General features: G+C 63.6%; 14 protein-coding genes. 11 read left to right on the top strand and 3 right to left on the bottom strand.

Annotated features, from left to right (window positions below; all coding sequences use genetic code 11):
- Positions 1 to 138: 138 nt before the first annotated feature.
- A complete protein-coding gene (locus F6B93_RS14190) occupies positions 139 to 1,704 on the top strand; it encodes a phospholipase C (RefSeq protein ID WP_211695662.1) in 1,566 nt (521 codons plus the stop codon).
- 243 nt (positions 1,705 to 1,947) lie between these two features.
- Positions 1,948 to 3,510, top strand: coding sequence for a phospholipase C (locus tag F6B93_RS14185; RefSeq protein WP_211699496.1), 1,563 nt, complete (start codon positions 1,948 to 1,950; stop codon positions 3,508 to 3,510).
- A gap of 100 nt (positions 3,511 to 3,610) precedes the next feature.
- Here the strand turns inward: F6B93_RS14185 and F6B93_RS14180 are convergent, their stop codons facing one another.
- Positions 3,611 to 4,990: an FAD-binding oxidoreductase gene (locus F6B93_RS14180; protein WP_211695661.1), complete on the bottom strand. Its 1,380-nt coding sequence runs from the start codon at positions 4,988 to 4,990 to the stop codon at positions 3,611 to 3,613.
- A 126-nt stretch (positions 4,991 to 5,116) separates the two neighbouring features.
- A complete protein-coding gene (locus F6B93_RS14175; RefSeq protein ID WP_211695660.1) occupies positions 5,117 to 5,698 on the bottom strand; it encodes a TetR/AcrR family transcriptional regulator in 582 nt (193 codons plus the stop codon).
- Between the two features lie 85 nt (positions 5,699 to 5,783).
- On the opposite strand from F6B93_RS14175, the gene F6B93_RS14170 reads away from it, so the two are divergent.
- The 4 genes from F6B93_RS14170 (at position 5,784) to F6B93_RS14155 (ending at position 9,359) form a co-directional block, all read left to right on the top strand.
- Entirely contained in the window at positions 5,784 to 6,185 is a 402-nt protein-coding gene (locus F6B93_RS14170; protein ID WP_211695659.1) for a nitroreductase family deazaflavin-dependent oxidoreductase, read from the top strand.
- Between the two features lie 117 nt (positions 6,186 to 6,302).
- Positions 6,303 to 7,064 carry a hypothetical protein gene (locus F6B93_RS14165; RefSeq protein WP_211695658.1) on the top strand — a complete coding sequence of 254 codons (762 nt, stop codon included), beginning with the start codon at positions 6,303 to 6,305 and terminating at the stop codon, positions 7,062 to 7,064.
- A 400-nt stretch (positions 7,065 to 7,464) separates the two neighbouring features.
- Entirely contained in the window at positions 7,465 to 7,677 is a 213-nt protein-coding gene (locus tag F6B93_RS14160; RefSeq protein WP_246540772.1) for a hypothetical protein, read from the top strand.
- 146 nt (positions 7,678 to 7,823) lie between these two features.
- Positions 7,824 to 9,359, top strand: coding sequence for a phospholipase C (locus F6B93_RS14155; RefSeq protein WP_211695657.1), 1,536 nt, complete (start codon positions 7,824 to 7,826; stop codon positions 9,357 to 9,359).
- Between the two features lie 125 nt (positions 9,360 to 9,484).
- On the opposite strand, the gene F6B93_RS14150 is transcribed toward F6B93_RS14155, so the two are convergent.
- A complete protein-coding gene (locus F6B93_RS14150; RefSeq protein ID WP_211695656.1) occupies positions 9,485 to 10,168 on the bottom strand; it encodes a phosphonatase-like hydrolase in 684 nt (227 codons plus the stop codon).
- 61 nt (positions 10,169 to 10,229) lie between these two features.
- Here F6B93_RS14150 and F6B93_RS14145 point away from each other — a divergent pair, with 61 nt between their 5' ends.
- From F6B93_RS14145 to F6B93_RS14125, 5 genes are all read left to right on the top strand, one after another.
- Positions 10,230 to 11,369, top strand: coding sequence for a TIGR03364 family FAD-dependent oxidoreductase (locus tag F6B93_RS14145; RefSeq protein ID WP_246540770.1), 1,140 nt, complete (start codon positions 10,230 to 10,232; stop codon positions 11,367 to 11,369).
- Positions 11,370 to 11,483: 114 nt separating this feature from the next.
- Entirely contained in the window at positions 11,484 to 12,509 is a 1,026-nt protein-coding gene (locus F6B93_RS14140; RefSeq protein WP_211695654.1) for a 2-aminoethylphosphonate ABC transporter substrate-binding protein, read from the top strand.
- A complete protein-coding gene (locus tag F6B93_RS14135) occupies positions 12,506 to 13,669 on the top strand; it encodes an ABC transporter ATP-binding protein (protein WP_246540768.1) in 1,164 nt (387 codons plus the stop codon). Before F6B93_RS14140 ends, F6B93_RS14135 begins: the two co-directional genes overlap by 4 nt.
- The gene (locus F6B93_RS14130) at positions 13,666 to 14,550 is read left to right on the top strand and encodes a 2-aminoethylphosphonate ABC transporter permease subunit (protein ID WP_211695653.1); all 885 of its coding nucleotides are present in this window, start codon (positions 13,666 to 13,668) and stop codon (positions 14,548 to 14,550) included. Before F6B93_RS14135 ends, F6B93_RS14130 begins: the two co-directional genes overlap by 4 nt.
- Positions 14,550 to 15,347 (top strand): ABC transporter permease, encoded by a 798-nt coding sequence (locus tag F6B93_RS14125; RefSeq protein ID WP_211695652.1) that lies wholly within the window; start codon positions 14,550 to 14,552, stop codon positions 15,345 to 15,347. The genes F6B93_RS14130 and F6B93_RS14125 overlap by 1 nt, the downstream gene beginning before the upstream one ends.
- Positions 15,348 to 15,406: the final 59 nt, after the last annotated feature.

The following is a 15,406-nucleotide window of genomic DNA, read 5'->3' as shown; positions in this document are numbered from 1 at the left end:
AGCAGAACTCGCTTCGTGTCATATTCGGCGCATTGTCGGCAGGCCGAAACAAATCACACGCTCGACACGCCGGATGACGTTTCCGGGCTGGGTGGCGCCGTGACTATAGCGTGGCTTTCAAATGTTTTTCCGAGAGGCATGGCGGTGAGCAAAAATTCAGTCGACGCGATGTCGCGTCGCGAATTCATGGCCAAGATTGCGGCTGCCAGCACTGCGGGCGCCGCGATGTCGTTGGCCGGTCCGGTGATCGAAAAAGCCTACGGCGCGGGGCCCTGTGGGGGGCACTTGAGCGACATCGAACACTTCGTCCTACTTATGCAGGAGAACCGCTCGTTCGACCACTACTTCGGCTCGCTGTCGGGGGTCAACGGATTTGACAGTGGGTCGCCACTCTTCGCCCAAATGGGCTGGAACCCCGAGACCCAGGCGGTCGACCCCGCGGGCACCACACTGCCGTTTCGGCTCGACACCACCAGGGGGCCTACCCTCAACGGCGCATGCGCCAACGACCCCGCCCACCAATGGATCACGATCCAGGCGGCATTCAACAATGGCGCGAACGACAATTGGTTGCCCGCACAGACCGTACAACAGTCGCTGCAGGGCAACGTCCCGGTGACGATGGGCTTTTACACCCGCCAAGACCAACCGGTCCACTATCTGCTGGCCGATGCCTTCACCATCTGCGACGCCTATCACTGTTCGCTGCTCGGCGGAACTTCGCCGAATCGGCTGTACTGGATGAGCGGCACCATCGACCCCGACGGCGCCAACGGGGGGCCACTGGTGGTCGATCCGTTCATCCAGCCGCTGGGCCGCTACAGCTGGCGCACCATGCCGGAAAACCTCGACGATGGCGGCATCAGCTGGAAGATCTACCAAAACAAGACTCTGGGGGCGCTCAACAACACGACGCTCGGCTACAACGGCGAGCTGAACCTTTTCCAGCAGGCCCAGAACCCGAGGTCGAACCTGGCCCGCCGGGGTATCGCCCCGGGCTATCCCTTGAACTTCGCCGCCGATGTCCTCGCCAACAAGTTGCCCCAGGTTTCGTGGGTGCTGCCCGGGTTTCAGTGGTCCGAGCATCCCGGATTACCGATAGCACCGGCATTCGGCGGCGCCGCAATCGTCGGCGTTCTCCGCATTCTGCTGTCCAATCCCGCGGTGTGGGAAAAGACCGCGCTGATCGTCAGCTTCGACGAAAACGGGGGTTTCTTTGACCACGTCATACCGCCGACCGCGCCGCCGGGAACTCCGGGCGAGTTCGTCACGGTGCCCGACATTGACGCCGTCGAGGGTTCCGGCGGCATCCGTGGGCCGATTGGTCTGGGCTACCGCGTCCCGTGCTTCATCATCTCGCCGTACAGCCGTGGTCCGTTGGTGGTCAGTGACACTTTCGATCACACCTCGCAGCTGCGGTTGCTCGAGACACGCTTCGGTGTGCCAGTTCCCAACCTGACCGCTTGGAGACGAAGTGTGACCGGCGATATGACGTCGGCCTTCAACTTCGCCTCCCCGCCGAACCCGTCGGTACCGTTTCTCAACCACCCGATACTGAAGGCGGTGCCGCAACAGGTGCAATGCGTACCTGACACGGTGACGCTGCTCGCGAAGGCAAATCCTCCTTACCGGGTGCCCTTTCCTCAGATAATGCCCACTCAGGAAACCACGCCCGCGCGTGGGACTCCCAGCGGGCCTTGCTGATTCACCGGTCGCGCTCCCCAAAGATCCCGTTGCCGCGTGAAAGCGCGGGCGCGCCAATGGTTTCCGGCGAGCATGAACATCGCCAAGTTGTCTCGGCGAGGAAGAGAAATCGGCCATGTCCACAACGGTGCGTTGACGCTTGGGCGCACTGAATTTCCGCCCTCGACAAGACACGCCGCGCGATGTGTCCGGTCTGAGGGCGTGGTGTATATACCGTAGCCCTCAAACGTGTGCGTGGGAGGTATGGCGGTGGCCAAGAATTCAGTCGATGCACTGTCGCGTCGCGAATTTATGGCCAAGGCCGCGGGCGCCGGCAGCACGGGCGCTCTGATGTCCCTGGCTGGCCCGGTGATTGAGAAAGCCTACGGCGCGGGGCCTTGTGGGGGGCAGTTGAGCGACATCGAACACATCGTCTTGCTCATGCAGGAGAACCGGTCGTTCGACCATTACTTCGGTGCGCTGTCGGGCGTCAATGGATTTGATAGCGGGTCGCCGTTGTTCGCCCAAACGGGCTGGAACCCAATGACGCAAGCAAACGACCCCGCCGCGACCACAGTGCCGTACCGATTCGACACCACCCGAGGGCCCGCGGTCGCCGGCGAATGTACCAACGATCCGGGGCACGACTGGATCGTGATGCACGATGCGTGGAACAACGGCGCCAACGACAACTGGTTGCCGGCGCAGGCCGCAGTCAGTCCGCTTCAGGGCAATACCCCGGCAGCCATGGGCTACTACACCCGTCAAGACCTCCCGATCCATTACCTGCTGGCAGACACGTTCACCGTGTGCGATGGCTACTTTTGTTCCCTCATGGGGGGGACCGGACCCAACCGACTGTACTGGATCAGTGCCACTATCGACCCTGACGGCGCCGATGGGGGACCATTGGTGGCAAATCCCATTCTTCAACCGCAGCAACGATTCAGCTGGCGTACCATGCCGGAGAATCTCGAGGATGCAGGCGTGAGCTGGAAGATTTACCAGAACAAGTTCTTGGGCGCCCTCAATAACACGGTCGTCGGCTACGACGGGATGTTGAATGATTTCAGGCAGGCCGGAGATCCGCGGTCGAACCTTGCGCGCTTTGGTGTCGCCCCAAGCTACCCGAGGGATTTTGCGTCGGATGTCCGGAAAAACAGGCTGCCCAAGGTGTCCTGGGTGCTTCCGGGGTTCCTGCTGTCCGAGCACCCCGCATTCCCGGTGTCGACGGGCGCGATTGCGATCGTGAGCGTGCTGCGGATCCTGCTGTCGAATCCGGCGGTGTGGGAAAAGACCGCGCTGATCGTCAGCTATGACGAAAACGGGGGTTTCTTCGACCATGTGGTGCCCCCGACGGCGCCGCTGGGGACGCCCGGTGAGTTTGTCACCGTGCCCGACATCGACGCGGTAACCGGTTCGGGCGGCATTCGGGGGCCCATTGGTTTGGGCTTTCGGGTTCCGTGCCTTGTCATTTCGCCGTACAGCCGTGGGCCGTTGATGGTCCATGACACGTTCGATCACACATCGCAGCTGAAGCTGATCGGCGCGCGGTTTGGGGTTCCGGTTCCCAATCTGAGCGCGTGGCGCGACGGTGTGGTCGGGGATATGACGTCGGCATTCAATTTTGCTGTGCCGCCGAATTCGTCGCGCCCGCATCTGGACTACCCCGTGGTGCGGGCGGTTCAGAAGGCACCCCAATGCGTTCCCAACGCCGTCCTCGGCACGATTACGAAGACCGCGATTCCGTATCGAGTCCCGTTTCCGCAGTCGATGCCGACCCAAGAGACAGCGCCCACTCGCGGGATTTCCAGCGGACCTTGCTAATTCGGGAGTTAGCGGTCCCGCACCTTTGGGCCGACTCCTGGGACTCCCAGCGGCATCGGCAAATTCGGTCGATACGGATGACGCCCCGGCGCGGTCGCGCTCACGCGTCGCCGAAGACGACGCCAGGGTTGAGGATGTTCGCCGGGTCGAAGCTCTGCTTGATCCGGCGCATGAGGGCGATCTTGGCGGGATCTTCCAGCTCGAGGAAGTATGGGGTCTTGGCGCGGCCAACACCGTGCTCACCGGAGATCGCTCCCCCTAATTCCATTGCAAGAGCGAAGATGTCGGACATAAGCTGCTTCTTCTTGTCCGGGTCCTTGCACACGATGGCCATGTGCACGTTGCCGTCACCGGCGTGCCCGCAGCCGACCGCGCCACCGCCTGCGGCCGCTGCCAGGCCACGCGCGGTGGACAGGAATTTCGGCATTGATGCGCGCGGGACGACGGTGTCGATGATGTCGTCGGCACCGAGTGCCTTCGCCGCCCAGAAGGCCCTTTCGCGCCCCTCGATCAGCTTGCGTGCCGCGCTTCCTTCGAGCACGTAGGCGTCGACCGCGCCCAATTCGGAGAGCATCTCGCCGGCAGTCTCGACGTCTTCGAACAATCGGTCTGTAGTTCGGCTCTCCAGCGCCACGAGGAGATACGCCGCACAGCTGTCGCGGATTTTGTCCGGAATACCCAGCTCCAGGTCCTGCGTGGAGATGAGCGCGGCCATCGTCATGTTGTCGATGTACTCCAAGATGTATGGCGTAAGCCCGCTGGCGAGGATCTTGGGCACCGCCGCCATGACTTGGTCGAAGTCGACGAACGGGGCCAGCACGCTGGCGTTGTGCTCGAGTCGCGGATGCAATTTGACGACGACCTCGGTGGCCAAAGCCAATGTGCCTTCCGAGCCGACGATCAGCTGGGTCAGGTCGTAGCCAGTAGACACCTTCGCGATCTTGCCCCCAGTTCGGATGATCTCGCCGGTGGGCAGCACGGCCTGCAACCCGAGGACATTGTGGCGGGCTATTCCGTACTTGACCGCGCGCATTCCGCCGGCGTTGGTTCCGACGTTCCCCCCGACGCTGGAGGACGCCTCACCGGGGTGAACCATGTAGCCCAACCCGTAATCAACTGTCGCGGCGTCCAGCTCGGTCAGCGTCACGCCAGGCTGAACGACGGCGACTTGGTTGGCTGTGTCGACCTCCAGGACGGCGTTCATCCGATCGAACGAGACCAGCAGTCCGTTCGGCTGTGGCCGCGCCGCGCCCGACAACCCGCACCCGGATCCGCGCGCTGTCACTGGCACTCCGTGGTCGGACGCGGCCACCAGCAGCTGCGCGACTTCTTCGGCGCGCGCTGGCTTGGCGAGGTAGGCGGGCTTCTGCGGCGGCGCGGTTAGCTCCTCATCGTGGGCATAGTCTTCGGGGATCGCGTCGCCGGACAGCAGGTTGTTGTCCCCGACGATGTCTGAAAACACTGCTGTCATGTCGCTCATCAAAGGCCTCACGCTTGTCGTGGCGGACAGCGTTTCACTTTATCGGGGTTGTTCTGCGCATCGGTAGGGCCTATGGGGCCGGTGTGCCGGGGCAAATCACCAGCCTGACTGTACTTACAGGCCGCATCAGGCGGGCGTGAGGTGGGCGACGATGGCCGGTGTGACACGCGCAATGAGTTCGTCGGCTGGGGTGGACGCCAGCGGCTCCACCCGTAGGACGTGCCGTAAATAGGCGATGCCCAGTAGTTGGGCCATGGCCAGGTCGACCCTCAGTTCGCTATCGGGTCCGGCCAATTGCGTGGCGAGCTGCGGGTACATCTGGCCCTGAAAGAACTGACGCACCAGGGCGGTGGACTCCTCATGGGTGGCCGCGCCGCGCAGGATCGCCAGCAGCGGTGCGCGCGAGTCTGGCCGCTCCCACGCTTCGAGGAAAACCCGCGTCAGCCGGGTACCGATCTGGCGGCTATCACCCTCGATGATGCGCTCGCTGATCGCGTCTGGCTCGAAGGGCCAACCCACGGCGGATCGGAACAGTTCGGCCTTGCTGCCGAAATAATGTCGGATCAGCGCCGGGTCAACGCCGGCTGCCGCGGCGATATCGCGCACCGATGTCTGCTCGTACCCGGAGTCGGCGAATAGCCGCCGAGCGCTCTTGATGATGTCGTTGCGAGTGTCCGGGTTGCCCGGACGTCGTCCGATCGGGCGCATGATCGCTAAATTCTACAGTCGTTGACTTCTTTGGTGGCCAACGTTAGCCTGATGACATAAATTCCACGAATGAGGAGTTTCGGAGATGCCCGCACCGCGCTGGGTCGCCCAGGCCAACAGGCTCGGCCTCAATCGCCTCACCAAGTTCATCGCCCCGTGGGCGCCGGGATGGGCGGTCGTCATCCATCGCGGGCGCAAGTCGGGCCGCACCTTCCGTACCCCGCTGTGGGCCTTTCGTCGCCACGACGGGTTCGTGATCGCGCTGACGTACGGGTCCGGCTCGGACTGGGTGAAGAACGTGCTTGCCGCGGACGGCTGCGAGCTGCAGACGAGGCGGCGCCGCTATCAGCTCGAGGCGCCGACGATCGTCCGGGACGAAAACGCCACCGGCATGCCGCCGCTCATCCGGTTCATGCTCCGCCGGGTGATCAAGGCGCCGGAGTTCCTCAATCTCGACGTGGTTCGCGACGTGACGCCCGCCGGCTGAAAAGGCGACGGTCGTGGCGCGATGGCCGCCGGTGACCATGTCACCCACAGTCGGCGTTTACCCTCGGGAAGCACCGCATATGCGATCCTTGATCGGCGACATCAACAAGGAGCGCCGATGACCGCCACCGCCGTCACGCCGGCTACCTCGCAACCCGTCGTCAGTGCGCTGCCGCCGTCGCGGGGTTTGCGGGTCATGTGGATCGCGGCATTCGGCTCGTTGGTGCTGGGCTTTCCGCTCTACACATACCTGGTGTTCGGTAGCCACCTGGACCGCGGGCTCATGGCCAATCTGCTCGCCGTTCAAGCTACCCTCGCCTACTTCGCGGGTATCTTTGCGGCGTTCATGCCGATCCCGTCGCTGCGGCGGTGGAGCAGGTTCGAACGCCTGCAAGGTGTTGTCCTGCCGTTCGTGATCTGTTCCTACACAACTCATTTGACATGGGAGCTGTGGTGGCTGATCCTGCACAGGCCCATCGCCGGCGCCCGCGACAGCGCCTGGGCCTACCCGTGGTGGGCCTACATCGACGGTGGAGACCTGCGCTACCTCAATCCGGATCCGCACTTCCTGATGATCGAGGTGCTCTCGGTCGTCAACGCCTGTGTCGGCGTCACCGGTCTGATCCTGCTCAAACGATCGCGGTTCACCGACTTCCGCGGCACCTTGCTGGTGATGTCCACCGCCGTCACTCACACGGTGTTGACCTGGCACTACTACGGCAGCGAAATCATCGCTGGCCTACCGTCGGTGAACACCTCGAGTTTCTTCGACCTCGGGGTGAAGTTCATCCTGCTCAACGCGCCCTGGCTCATCGCGCCCTGGCTAGTATTCGCCTGGGGATACCAAATGCTCAAACGGCAGTTCGCGCTTACAGCCTGAGCACTGGCCCGCAGGTCCCCCGTGCAGCTATTGCGTCAAAGTTTGTCGTAAATCCCGCTGTTAGCTTTGCGCGACGCCCAGACATAGTCGGCACGTTCTTGAGCCGCGGGGTCTTTGTCATCCGGGACCGCCAGCAGCCCGCGCACCTAGCTGAGGTTTCAAAATCCCTTGCGGTTCAGCCAATCGGTCAATCCTGTTAGCAGGACCCTCGCGAACTTGGGGGCCGCGGCAACGCAGAGGCGGATTGCACAATGTTCGCCCCGGCCAGCAGGTACATGGCTATGTCGCTGGCATGCTCGACTCCGGTGCTAGCGGCCAACGAGGCGCGTAGTCGCCTGTGCGGCAACATAATCCAGGTCAGCCGCAAGCGTGTGTCCCCGGGCGTAGACAGCGTGTTCCCATGGCCAAGCTCGATACCGCCCTTGAGGTGGCGAGCCGTCAACTAGAGATGTTCCTTGATCTAGTTGGGCACCTGGCGGCGATCGACAGTGATCTGCGGAGCCGCGACGACGATACCGTCGCCGATAAAGTCAGGCACTTTCTCCGCGAAGAGCTCGGCGCCGACGCGAAAGACGCGACCACAAGTCAAGTGTTTCGCACTCTGCCGGATTGATGTGACCGGAGAACGACACGCCGGGTCCAATAGCGACATGCCGGTCGCAACGTGGTATCGAATCGCGCGCGCCAATATACGGTGATCAGCACTTGCCGAAGAGGACGCGAAGGAGGCGCGTGGGGCGTGAACATCCCGTCGACGGAATGACGCGTCGACAATTTTTTGCCAAGGCGGCTGCGGCCGCCACCGGCGGGGCAGTTATGTCCCTGGCGGGTCCCATCATTGAGCATGCCTATGGGGCGGGACCGTGCGCGGGTCATTTGACCGATATCGAGCACATCGTCATTTTGATGCAGGAGAATCGGTCATTCGATCACTATTTTGGCGCGCTTTCTGCTGTCCGCGGGTTCGACGACCCCACCGCGCCGCTGGTCTTCGAGCAAGCGGGCTGGAACCCCGCGACGCAGGCGGTCGATCCGGCCGGTACCAATTTCCCGTTCCGCCTCGACACCACTCGCGGGCCGTTGGTCAATGGCGAATGCGTCAACGACCCGGCCCACGACTGGACCGCCATGCACGAGTCATGGAACGGGGGAGCCAACGACAACTGGTTGCCAGCACAGGCGAACACCCGGTTGGGGCCCTTTGTTCCGATGACGATGGGATACTATCGGCGCGAAGACATCCCGATCCATTACTTGCTTGCAGATACGTTCACGGTCTGCGATCATTACTTTTCTTCGCTGCTGGGCGGGACGGCCCCCAACCGGCTCTATTCGATGAGCGCCTGGATCGACCCGGAGGGCACCAGTGGTGGCCCCGTGGTGATACAGGACCTTATTCACCCGGTGTACCGGTATAGCTGGCGCATCATGCCGGAGAACCTCGAAGATGCCGCTATCAGTTGGAAGGTCTACCAGAACAAGTTCCTTGGGGCACTGAACAATACCGCCGTCGGCTACAACGGGATGGTCAATCTCTTCAAACAGGCTGGGGATCCGAGATCGAACTTGGCCCGCCGTGGAATCGCACCGACTTACCCCTTGGACTTTGCCGCCGACGTCATTGCCAACCGGCTTCCCAAGGTTTCCTGGGTCCAACCAGGTTTCCTGTTGTCGGAACATCCCGCATTTCCGGTTTCTGTTGGCGCAGTTGCGATCGTGGACGTGCTGCGGATCTTGCTGTCCAATCCCGCAGTGTGGGAAAAGACCGCGCTGATCGTCAACTATGACGAAAACGGTGGTTTCTTTGATCACGTGGTCCCGCCAACCCCGCCGCCGGGCACTCCGGGTGAATACATCACGGTGCCCGACATCGACTCAGTGCCGGGATCCAACGGCATACGTGGGCCGATCGGTCTGGGATTTCGAGTGCCCTGCATCGTCATTTCGCCCTACAGCCGTGGCCCGCTGATGGTTCACGACACTTTCGACCACACGTCAACACTGAAATTGATCAGCGCGCGGTTCGGCGTCCCGGTTCCCAACATCAGCGCGTGGCGGGACGCGACCGTCGGCGATATGACGTCGGCGTTCAACTTCGCTGTCCCACCGAACTCGTCCAAACCCCACGTGGATTACCCAGGGCTTCGAGCGATTCCGAAGCTGCCGCAGTGCGTTCCCAATGTGGTGGCGGGAACTGTGGTGAAGGCATCAATCCCCTATCGAGTGCCATTCCCGCAATCGATACCAACTCAGGAAACGGCGCCCGCCCGGGGGATTCCCAGCGGCCCGTGCTGATGGCTCTTGCAGAGACTTTGTGCAGTCGTCACTGGATCGCTAGCACACCAAGGGATTTCAGAGTCTATGAAACCGTTCCCACGGCGCTGCAGCCGGTCGCAGACACCGCGATTAGCCGCAGAAACTCAGCGTTGTGTGAGCACGGTGGGGATGTCGGCGACGCTATCGAGGATGTAGTCGTGATCCTCGGCCGCCAGCGTGGCGCGGTCGACCTTGCCGGTGAGCACGCCGACTGCGACAGCGCCGGCGTTGCGACCCGACTGAACATCGACCACGGTATCGCCGGCCACGAGTACCGAACGGACGTCGTGCGCGCCGCAGGCCTCCATTGCCCGGAAAATCATGTAGGGCGCCGGGCGTCCGGCGGGGACGTCGGACGTGGTGATGACGGCATCGACCGTGTGATCGGGCCCGTCACCGGCGGTCCAGCCCAGCGAATCGAGCAGCGGTTCGGCAACGTCGTCGGAAAACCCCGTCGTCAGAGCCACTTTGATGCCGCGGGCGCGCAGATCGGCGATTGCGTCCGCCACGCCGGGCAGGGCCACCGGTGGCTCGTCATGGTATGCCTGGCGCAAGTGGGCGCGGAACGCGTCGAAGGTGCTCGCGACCAGATCGCCGGCTGGATCCACCCCACCCAGCCGCAGCAGGTTGGTGATCGCCTCAACCTTGTCGGTACCCATCCATCTCTGCAGGTCGTCGGCGGCAACGGTAGCCCCTGCCTCTTCCACGCTGTGTTGCAGGGCGCGGTAGACGGCACCACCATCGTCGATGGTGGTGCCGGCCATGTCGAGGGCAACGAGAGCGATCATGGGGTGCAGGCTACCGCGTGCTGCACTTGAACTCGATCGGGATACCGCTCAATCTTGGTGCGTGACTTGGATCCGAATTCCGTCCACTGAGTCCTACGATGTCGCGGTCGTCGGCGCTGGGATAGTTGGGCTCGCCCACGCCGCGTGGGCCTTGGATGCTGGCTTGCGGGTGCTACTCCTCGAACGCGACCAACGTGCGGTCGGGGCCTCGGTGCGAAACTTCGGTCACGTCTGTGTCACCGGCCAGGCCGGCGAGTTACGCGAACTTGCCACGATTGCTCGCCAGCGATGGCTTGACCTCGGGCGCCGTGCCGGCCTTGCCGTCCGAGAAACCGGTGGTGTGGTGGTTGCCCGCGGCTCCGACGAATTGGCCGTACTCGAAGAGCTGTCCGGGCGCGGCCACGAAGGGCTGGGCCTGCTCACTGCGGCCCAGGTCCGCCAGAGACTGGGCGGATGCGGGGCCGACGACATCGTCGGCGGCGCCGAACTGGGCTGTGACCTGCGCGTGGACCCCCGCGTTGCCGCGCACCGGCTGGCCGCCTGGCTGGCCGACCAGCCCGGGGTTGACGTCCTTTTCCGCACCAACTACCTGGGATTCGATGGCGACACCGTGCACACGTCACGTGGCGGCGCACGCTGCCAACGAGTGATCGTCTGTGTTGGTCACGATCTGGACTACCTGTACCCCGAACTGGCTGAGACACACGATGTTGCGCGCTGCGCATTGCAGATGGCCCGGGTGCAGGCTCCCGGCGGCGTCGTCATCGACCCGGCCGTATTGACCGCCACGTCGCTGCTGCGCTATTCCGCGTTTGCCGGGACCGACGCCGCACAAGCGCTGCGCGCTCGGGTGGCCGCTGCGCGTCCCGATCTGCTCGATATCGAGGCCAACGTGATGTTGACCCAGCGCCCCGATGGCACGCTGATCATTGGCGACTCGCACCACACCGAACCGACCACGGACGTCTTCTTGAGTGAGCACACCAGCGACACACTGCATCGTGCGATCTGCGAGGTCCTCGGTGTCGATCAATTGAACGTTCACGAACGCTGGCAAGGCGTGTACGCGTCCAGCCCACGTGGCGACTACCTTGTCGCCGAGCTCGGCGATCGCGTGTCGGTACGGGTGGTCACCGCGGGGGTGGGTATGACCATCGCCTTCGGTTTGGCTCAGCGGCATTTCCCCGGCGCCGGTGCGTGAACATCGTCGTTACTCTGTGTGAACAGACGGCATTGACTGTCGCCATTCTCGCGGTAATCACGTGGACTCTCATGTCAGGGACGCGTGACGGACCGTGAAGGGAGGCGCCGCGAATTGCCGTTCAGGGCAGCTAGGGCCATCGCGTCGACGATTGTCGCGGCCGTTCTTCTCCTCACCGCGTGCGGCGGGACAGGTCACACCGGGGCCGGAACCATCACCGTCTATTCCGCTGACGGCTTGGCTGCCTGGTACAAAGACCGGTTCGTCGCTTTCACTCGTCAAACCGGCATCCCGGTAAACCTCGTCGAAACCGGATCCTCGGAGGCCGTGGCGCGGATTACCAACGAGCGGCACAACACTCAAGCCGATGTCGTCATCACCCTGCCTCCGTTCATCCAGGACATTGCGATGCGCGGCCTGCTCGTGAGCCACGGTGCCGACGTCGCCGACATTCCCGACAGTGCCCGTGATGCACAGGGACGCTATGTCAACATCGTGAACAACTACCTGACCTTCATCGTCAACAACGAGGTCGCCGTCAAGCCGCGCACCTGGTCCGATCTGCTCGCGCCGCGGTTCAAAGGAAAGCTGCAATACTCCACACCGGGCCAAGCTGGTGACGGCACCGCGGTTCTGGTTCTGCTCACCACGATGTGGGGCAAAGATCGCGCGCTGGATTATCTGCGGCAGTTGCAGGCCAACAACGTCGGGCCGAGCAAGTCGACTGGCTCACTTCAGGAGAAGACGTCGCGGGGAGACATCCTCGTGGCCAACGGCGATGTTCAGATGAATCTTCGCACCCTGCGTAGTGGCCAAGGAAACTTCACGCTGTTCATGCCGGCCGATGACGACGGTCAACGGCGGACGGTGGCCGTCCCGTACGCGGCTGGAATGGTCAAGGGAGCCCCGCATCCGGACCGAGCGCGCCGGCTGCTGAGCTTCCTGCTGTCGCCCGAGTCGCAGCGCACCATCGGACCGGTCGCGGTTGGATTCCCGACGCTGCCGGCCGCCCAGGACTCCGTTGACGACGAGCAGCGTCGAGTCATGGCGGGCATCGACGTCGTATCGGTCGACTGGACCTCCGTCGCGCAGACATTTCGGGCAGATATGGCAGCCTACGATCAGGCGGTGCACCGGTGACCAATCCCATTAAGGCACAACAGAACACGGCGGCGCCGCAAATCAAGGCGCCGACCGGATCGGTGTCGTTGGCAACGACCGAACCGGCGATCTCCTTTTCCCGCGTCTCGGTAACCTACGGCAAGACAACCGCATTGCGGGATTTCAGCCTCCGGGTGCAGCCGGGCGAGACAATCGCGATGCTCGGCCCGTCCGGCTCGGGAAAGTCGACCGCGCTGTCTGCACTCGCGGGGTTCGTCCGGCCTTCCTCGGGCAGGATTCAACTTTTCGAACGAGATATCACCAACCTGCCGCCGGCTCGTCGTGGGATCGGCGTCGTCCCACAGGCGTATGCGCTGTTTCCGCACATGAAGATCGAGGACAACGTTGCCTTCGGGCTGCGCGCCCGGCGCACACCGCGGACCGAGACCGCCGAACGAGTCGCGGAGTGCCTTGAGCTGGTGGGGATGAGCGCATACGCGAAACGCCTGCCACGGGAACTATCCGGCGGCCAGCAACAACGTGCCGCGATCGCCCGCGCCCTCGCCATCGCCCCGAAGGTCCTCTTGCTCGACGAGCCGCTGTCCGCGCTCGACGCGCAACTTCGCGCCGCGATGCTCGTCGAACTCGCCGCACTCAAGCACCGCCTACCCGACACCACCATGGTCTACGTCACCCATGATCAAACCGAGGCGCTCGCGCTCGCCGATCGGATCGTGTTGCTCCGCGACGCCCAATTGCATGCCCTGGGTACCCCGGAGGAACTGTGGGCCACGCCGGAAACACAGTTCACCGCCCAGTTCCTCGGCGGTGCGAACTTGTTGCGCGGCATCGTTAAACACCTCGAATCGGATGTCGCAGAGGTGGAAGTCGCCCCGTCGGTGACCCTACAGGCGGTCGCGACCCCAGCGGTCGGGGTCGGTTCGATCGTCGACCTCGCCGTAAGGCCGCACGCGGCCACGATCCACGATCTGGGCGACACCGACACACACGCCGCACGGGTCACCACCGCGATGTGGCGGGGGACATCGACGCGGGTAACCGTGGCACTGAGCGACGTTCCCGACTCCTTGCTCGATGTCGACATTCTCGGGCGCTGCGAATGGGCGGCCGACCATGCCGTGGGTATTCGCTTCCAGACGCCTTCCGGGGTCGCTATCGCGGTCGACGGCGCACCATGACGGCCACTCTCGAACGCGGGGAAGCGCCGGCCGCGCCAGTGGCGCCGCAAACCCGTTTCGACATATCGCGGTACCTGGTCACGATCCCGCTGGCGATTGTCGTGTTCTTCGCGGGCTATCCGCTGGTGCGGGTCCTCGCTCAGGCAACGCGAACTTCTACCGGAAGCTGGGGAACCGAGACGATCACGACGACCCTCGTCTCGAGTTCGTTCCGTGAAGCCTTGCGCAACACGGTGACGATCACCGTGGCGGCCACCGTCGGATGCCTGCTGCTCGGAACACTCGTCGCGACGTTGATCGCCTTCGCCCCTTTCCGCGGCTCGGGACTGGCGTCCAAGCTCATCGACGTCATCGTTGCGATGCCGTCGTTCCTCGTCGTCCTCGCGTTCGTCTTTCTCTACGGCAGATCGGGAGCGGCACACGCGATCCTCGGTGACTCGGTGGACTTTTCAACCTTTCTTTCCTCGCCCGTCGGCGTCGTGGCGGCCGAGGTCACCTTTTTCACTCCGTTTGTCATCCGGCCGCTGCTCGCCGCCTATAGCCAGCTTCCACCGGCGCAGCTGAATGTCGCCGCAAGTCTTGGTGCTTCGCCGTTGCGGGTGTTCGCGATCGTGCTTTTCCCTGAGATCGTGCCGGCGTTGGCCGCTAGCGGCGGATTGACAGTGCTGTTGACGCTCAACGAATTTGGCATCGTCGCGTTCACCGGTGCCAAGGGTGTCCGGACGATCCCGACGCAGATCTATACCACTGGCATTGTCACGGCGGACGTTCCGGCCGCGGCCGTCTACGCGTGTGTGCAGATCATCTTGTCACTCGTACTGTTCGGGGGTTTACGATTGCTTGCCCGGCGGCTGGCTGGTCGGCGCGGGGGGCGGGTCTGATGTTGTGGTGGAGCCCGACCTCCCGCGGAATCGCCCGGGCCTTGTTCATTGTCATTGGCATCATGGTCTTCGCCCTGCCGGTGCTCGCTATCGCCGTTGCGGCGTTCGCCACCAGTTGGACCGAGCTGGTGCCCTCCGGGTGGACGGCAGACCACGTGCGGGAGGCCCTGTCCGGCGAGAACCTCGCCAGCCTGTCGGTGAGCATCCAGACCGCCATCATTGCCAGCGTGATCTCGGTGGCGCTGGGAGTGACGGCGGCGATCCTGTCCCGCAGTGCGCCGACATGGCTTGCGACGCTCACCGCCGGTGTCTTTCATATCCCGGTGGCGGTGCCGTCGGTGGCGATCGGCCTCGGCATCCTGATCGCCTTCAACGAACCGCCACTCATCCTGGGCGGTCGTGCTGGCATCGTGGTAGCCGCCCATACAGTGTTGGTGCTTGCGTTCGCCTACGGTTCCGTCGACGCCGCATTGCAGCACATCGATCCGGGGCTGTACCGCGCTGCCGAATCTCTTGGTGCATCGCCGCTGAGGATCTTTTTCAGGGTCACACTCCCGCTCCTCGTTCCCGCGATCGGCGGTGCCGCGGGGTTGTCGTTGTCGCTGTCGATGGGTGAGCTCGGAGCCACAGCCATGGTGTATCCGCCGACATGGCGGACGCTGCCGGCAACGATCTACGGGTTAGCCGAGCACGGTGACACGCTGTTGGCGGCCGCCTGCACACTCGTTCTGCTCGCGGTCACGATCGCCGCGCTCGCGGTGTTGTCCCGGGTGCGCGGCAACGCGGCTCTCCGCTGAGACGTCGTCGAACCGACACTGGCTACATGTCTCTGCTTCGGTACGGGCGATAGGGCACC

It is taken from the genome of Mycobacterium spongiae, assembly GCF_018278905.1.
In the GTDB taxonomy this organism is placed as follows: Bacteria; Actinomycetota; Actinomycetes; order Mycobacteriales; family Mycobacteriaceae; genus Mycobacterium; species Mycobacterium spongiae.
The sequence above is the reverse complement of the archived record's forward strand: the minus strand, read 5'-3'. Positions and strand labels throughout refer to the sequence as shown.

Bases quoted from the DNA above. Each gene is read 5' to 3' on its own strand.
- F6B93_RS14190 (WP_211695662.1), top strand. From the start codon at position 139: ATGGCGGTGAGCAAAAATTCAGTCGACGCGATGTCGCGTCGCGAATTC.
- F6B93_RS14185 (WP_211699496.1), top strand. From the start codon at position 1,948: ATGGCGGTGGCCAAGAATTCAGTCGATGCACTGTCGCGTCGCGAATTT.
- F6B93_RS14180 (WP_211695661.1), bottom strand. From the start codon at position 4,990: ATGAGCGACATGACAGCAGTGTTTTCAGACATCGTCGGGGACAACAAC.
- F6B93_RS14175 (WP_211695660.1), bottom strand. From the start codon at position 5,698: ATGCGCCCGATCGGACGACGTCCGGGCAACCCGGACACTCGCAACGAC.
- F6B93_RS14170 (WP_211695659.1), top strand. From the start codon at position 5,784: ATGCCCGCACCGCGCTGGGTCGCCCAGGCCAACAGGCTCGGCCTCAAT.
- F6B93_RS14165 (WP_211695658.1), top strand. From the start codon at position 6,303: ATGACCGCCACCGCCGTCACGCCGGCTACCTCGCAACCCGTCGTCAGT.
- F6B93_RS14160 (WP_246540772.1), top strand. From the start codon at position 7,465: ATGGCCAAGCTCGATACCGCCCTTGAGGTGGCGAGCCGTCAACTAGAG.
- F6B93_RS14155 (WP_211695657.1), top strand. From the start codon at position 7,824: ATGACGCGTCGACAATTTTTTGCCAAGGCGGCTGCGGCCGCCACCGGC.
- F6B93_RS14150 (WP_211695656.1), bottom strand. From the start codon at position 10,168: ATGATCGCTCTCGTTGCCCTCGACATGGCCGGCACCACCATCGACGAT.
- F6B93_RS14130 (WP_211695653.1), top strand. From the start codon at position 13,666: ATGACGGCCACTCTCGAACGCGGGGAAGCGCCGGCCGCGCCAGTGGCG.
- F6B93_RS14125 (WP_211695652.1), top strand. From the start codon at position 14,550: ATGTTGTGGTGGAGCCCGACCTCCCGCGGAATCGCCCGGGCCTTGTTC.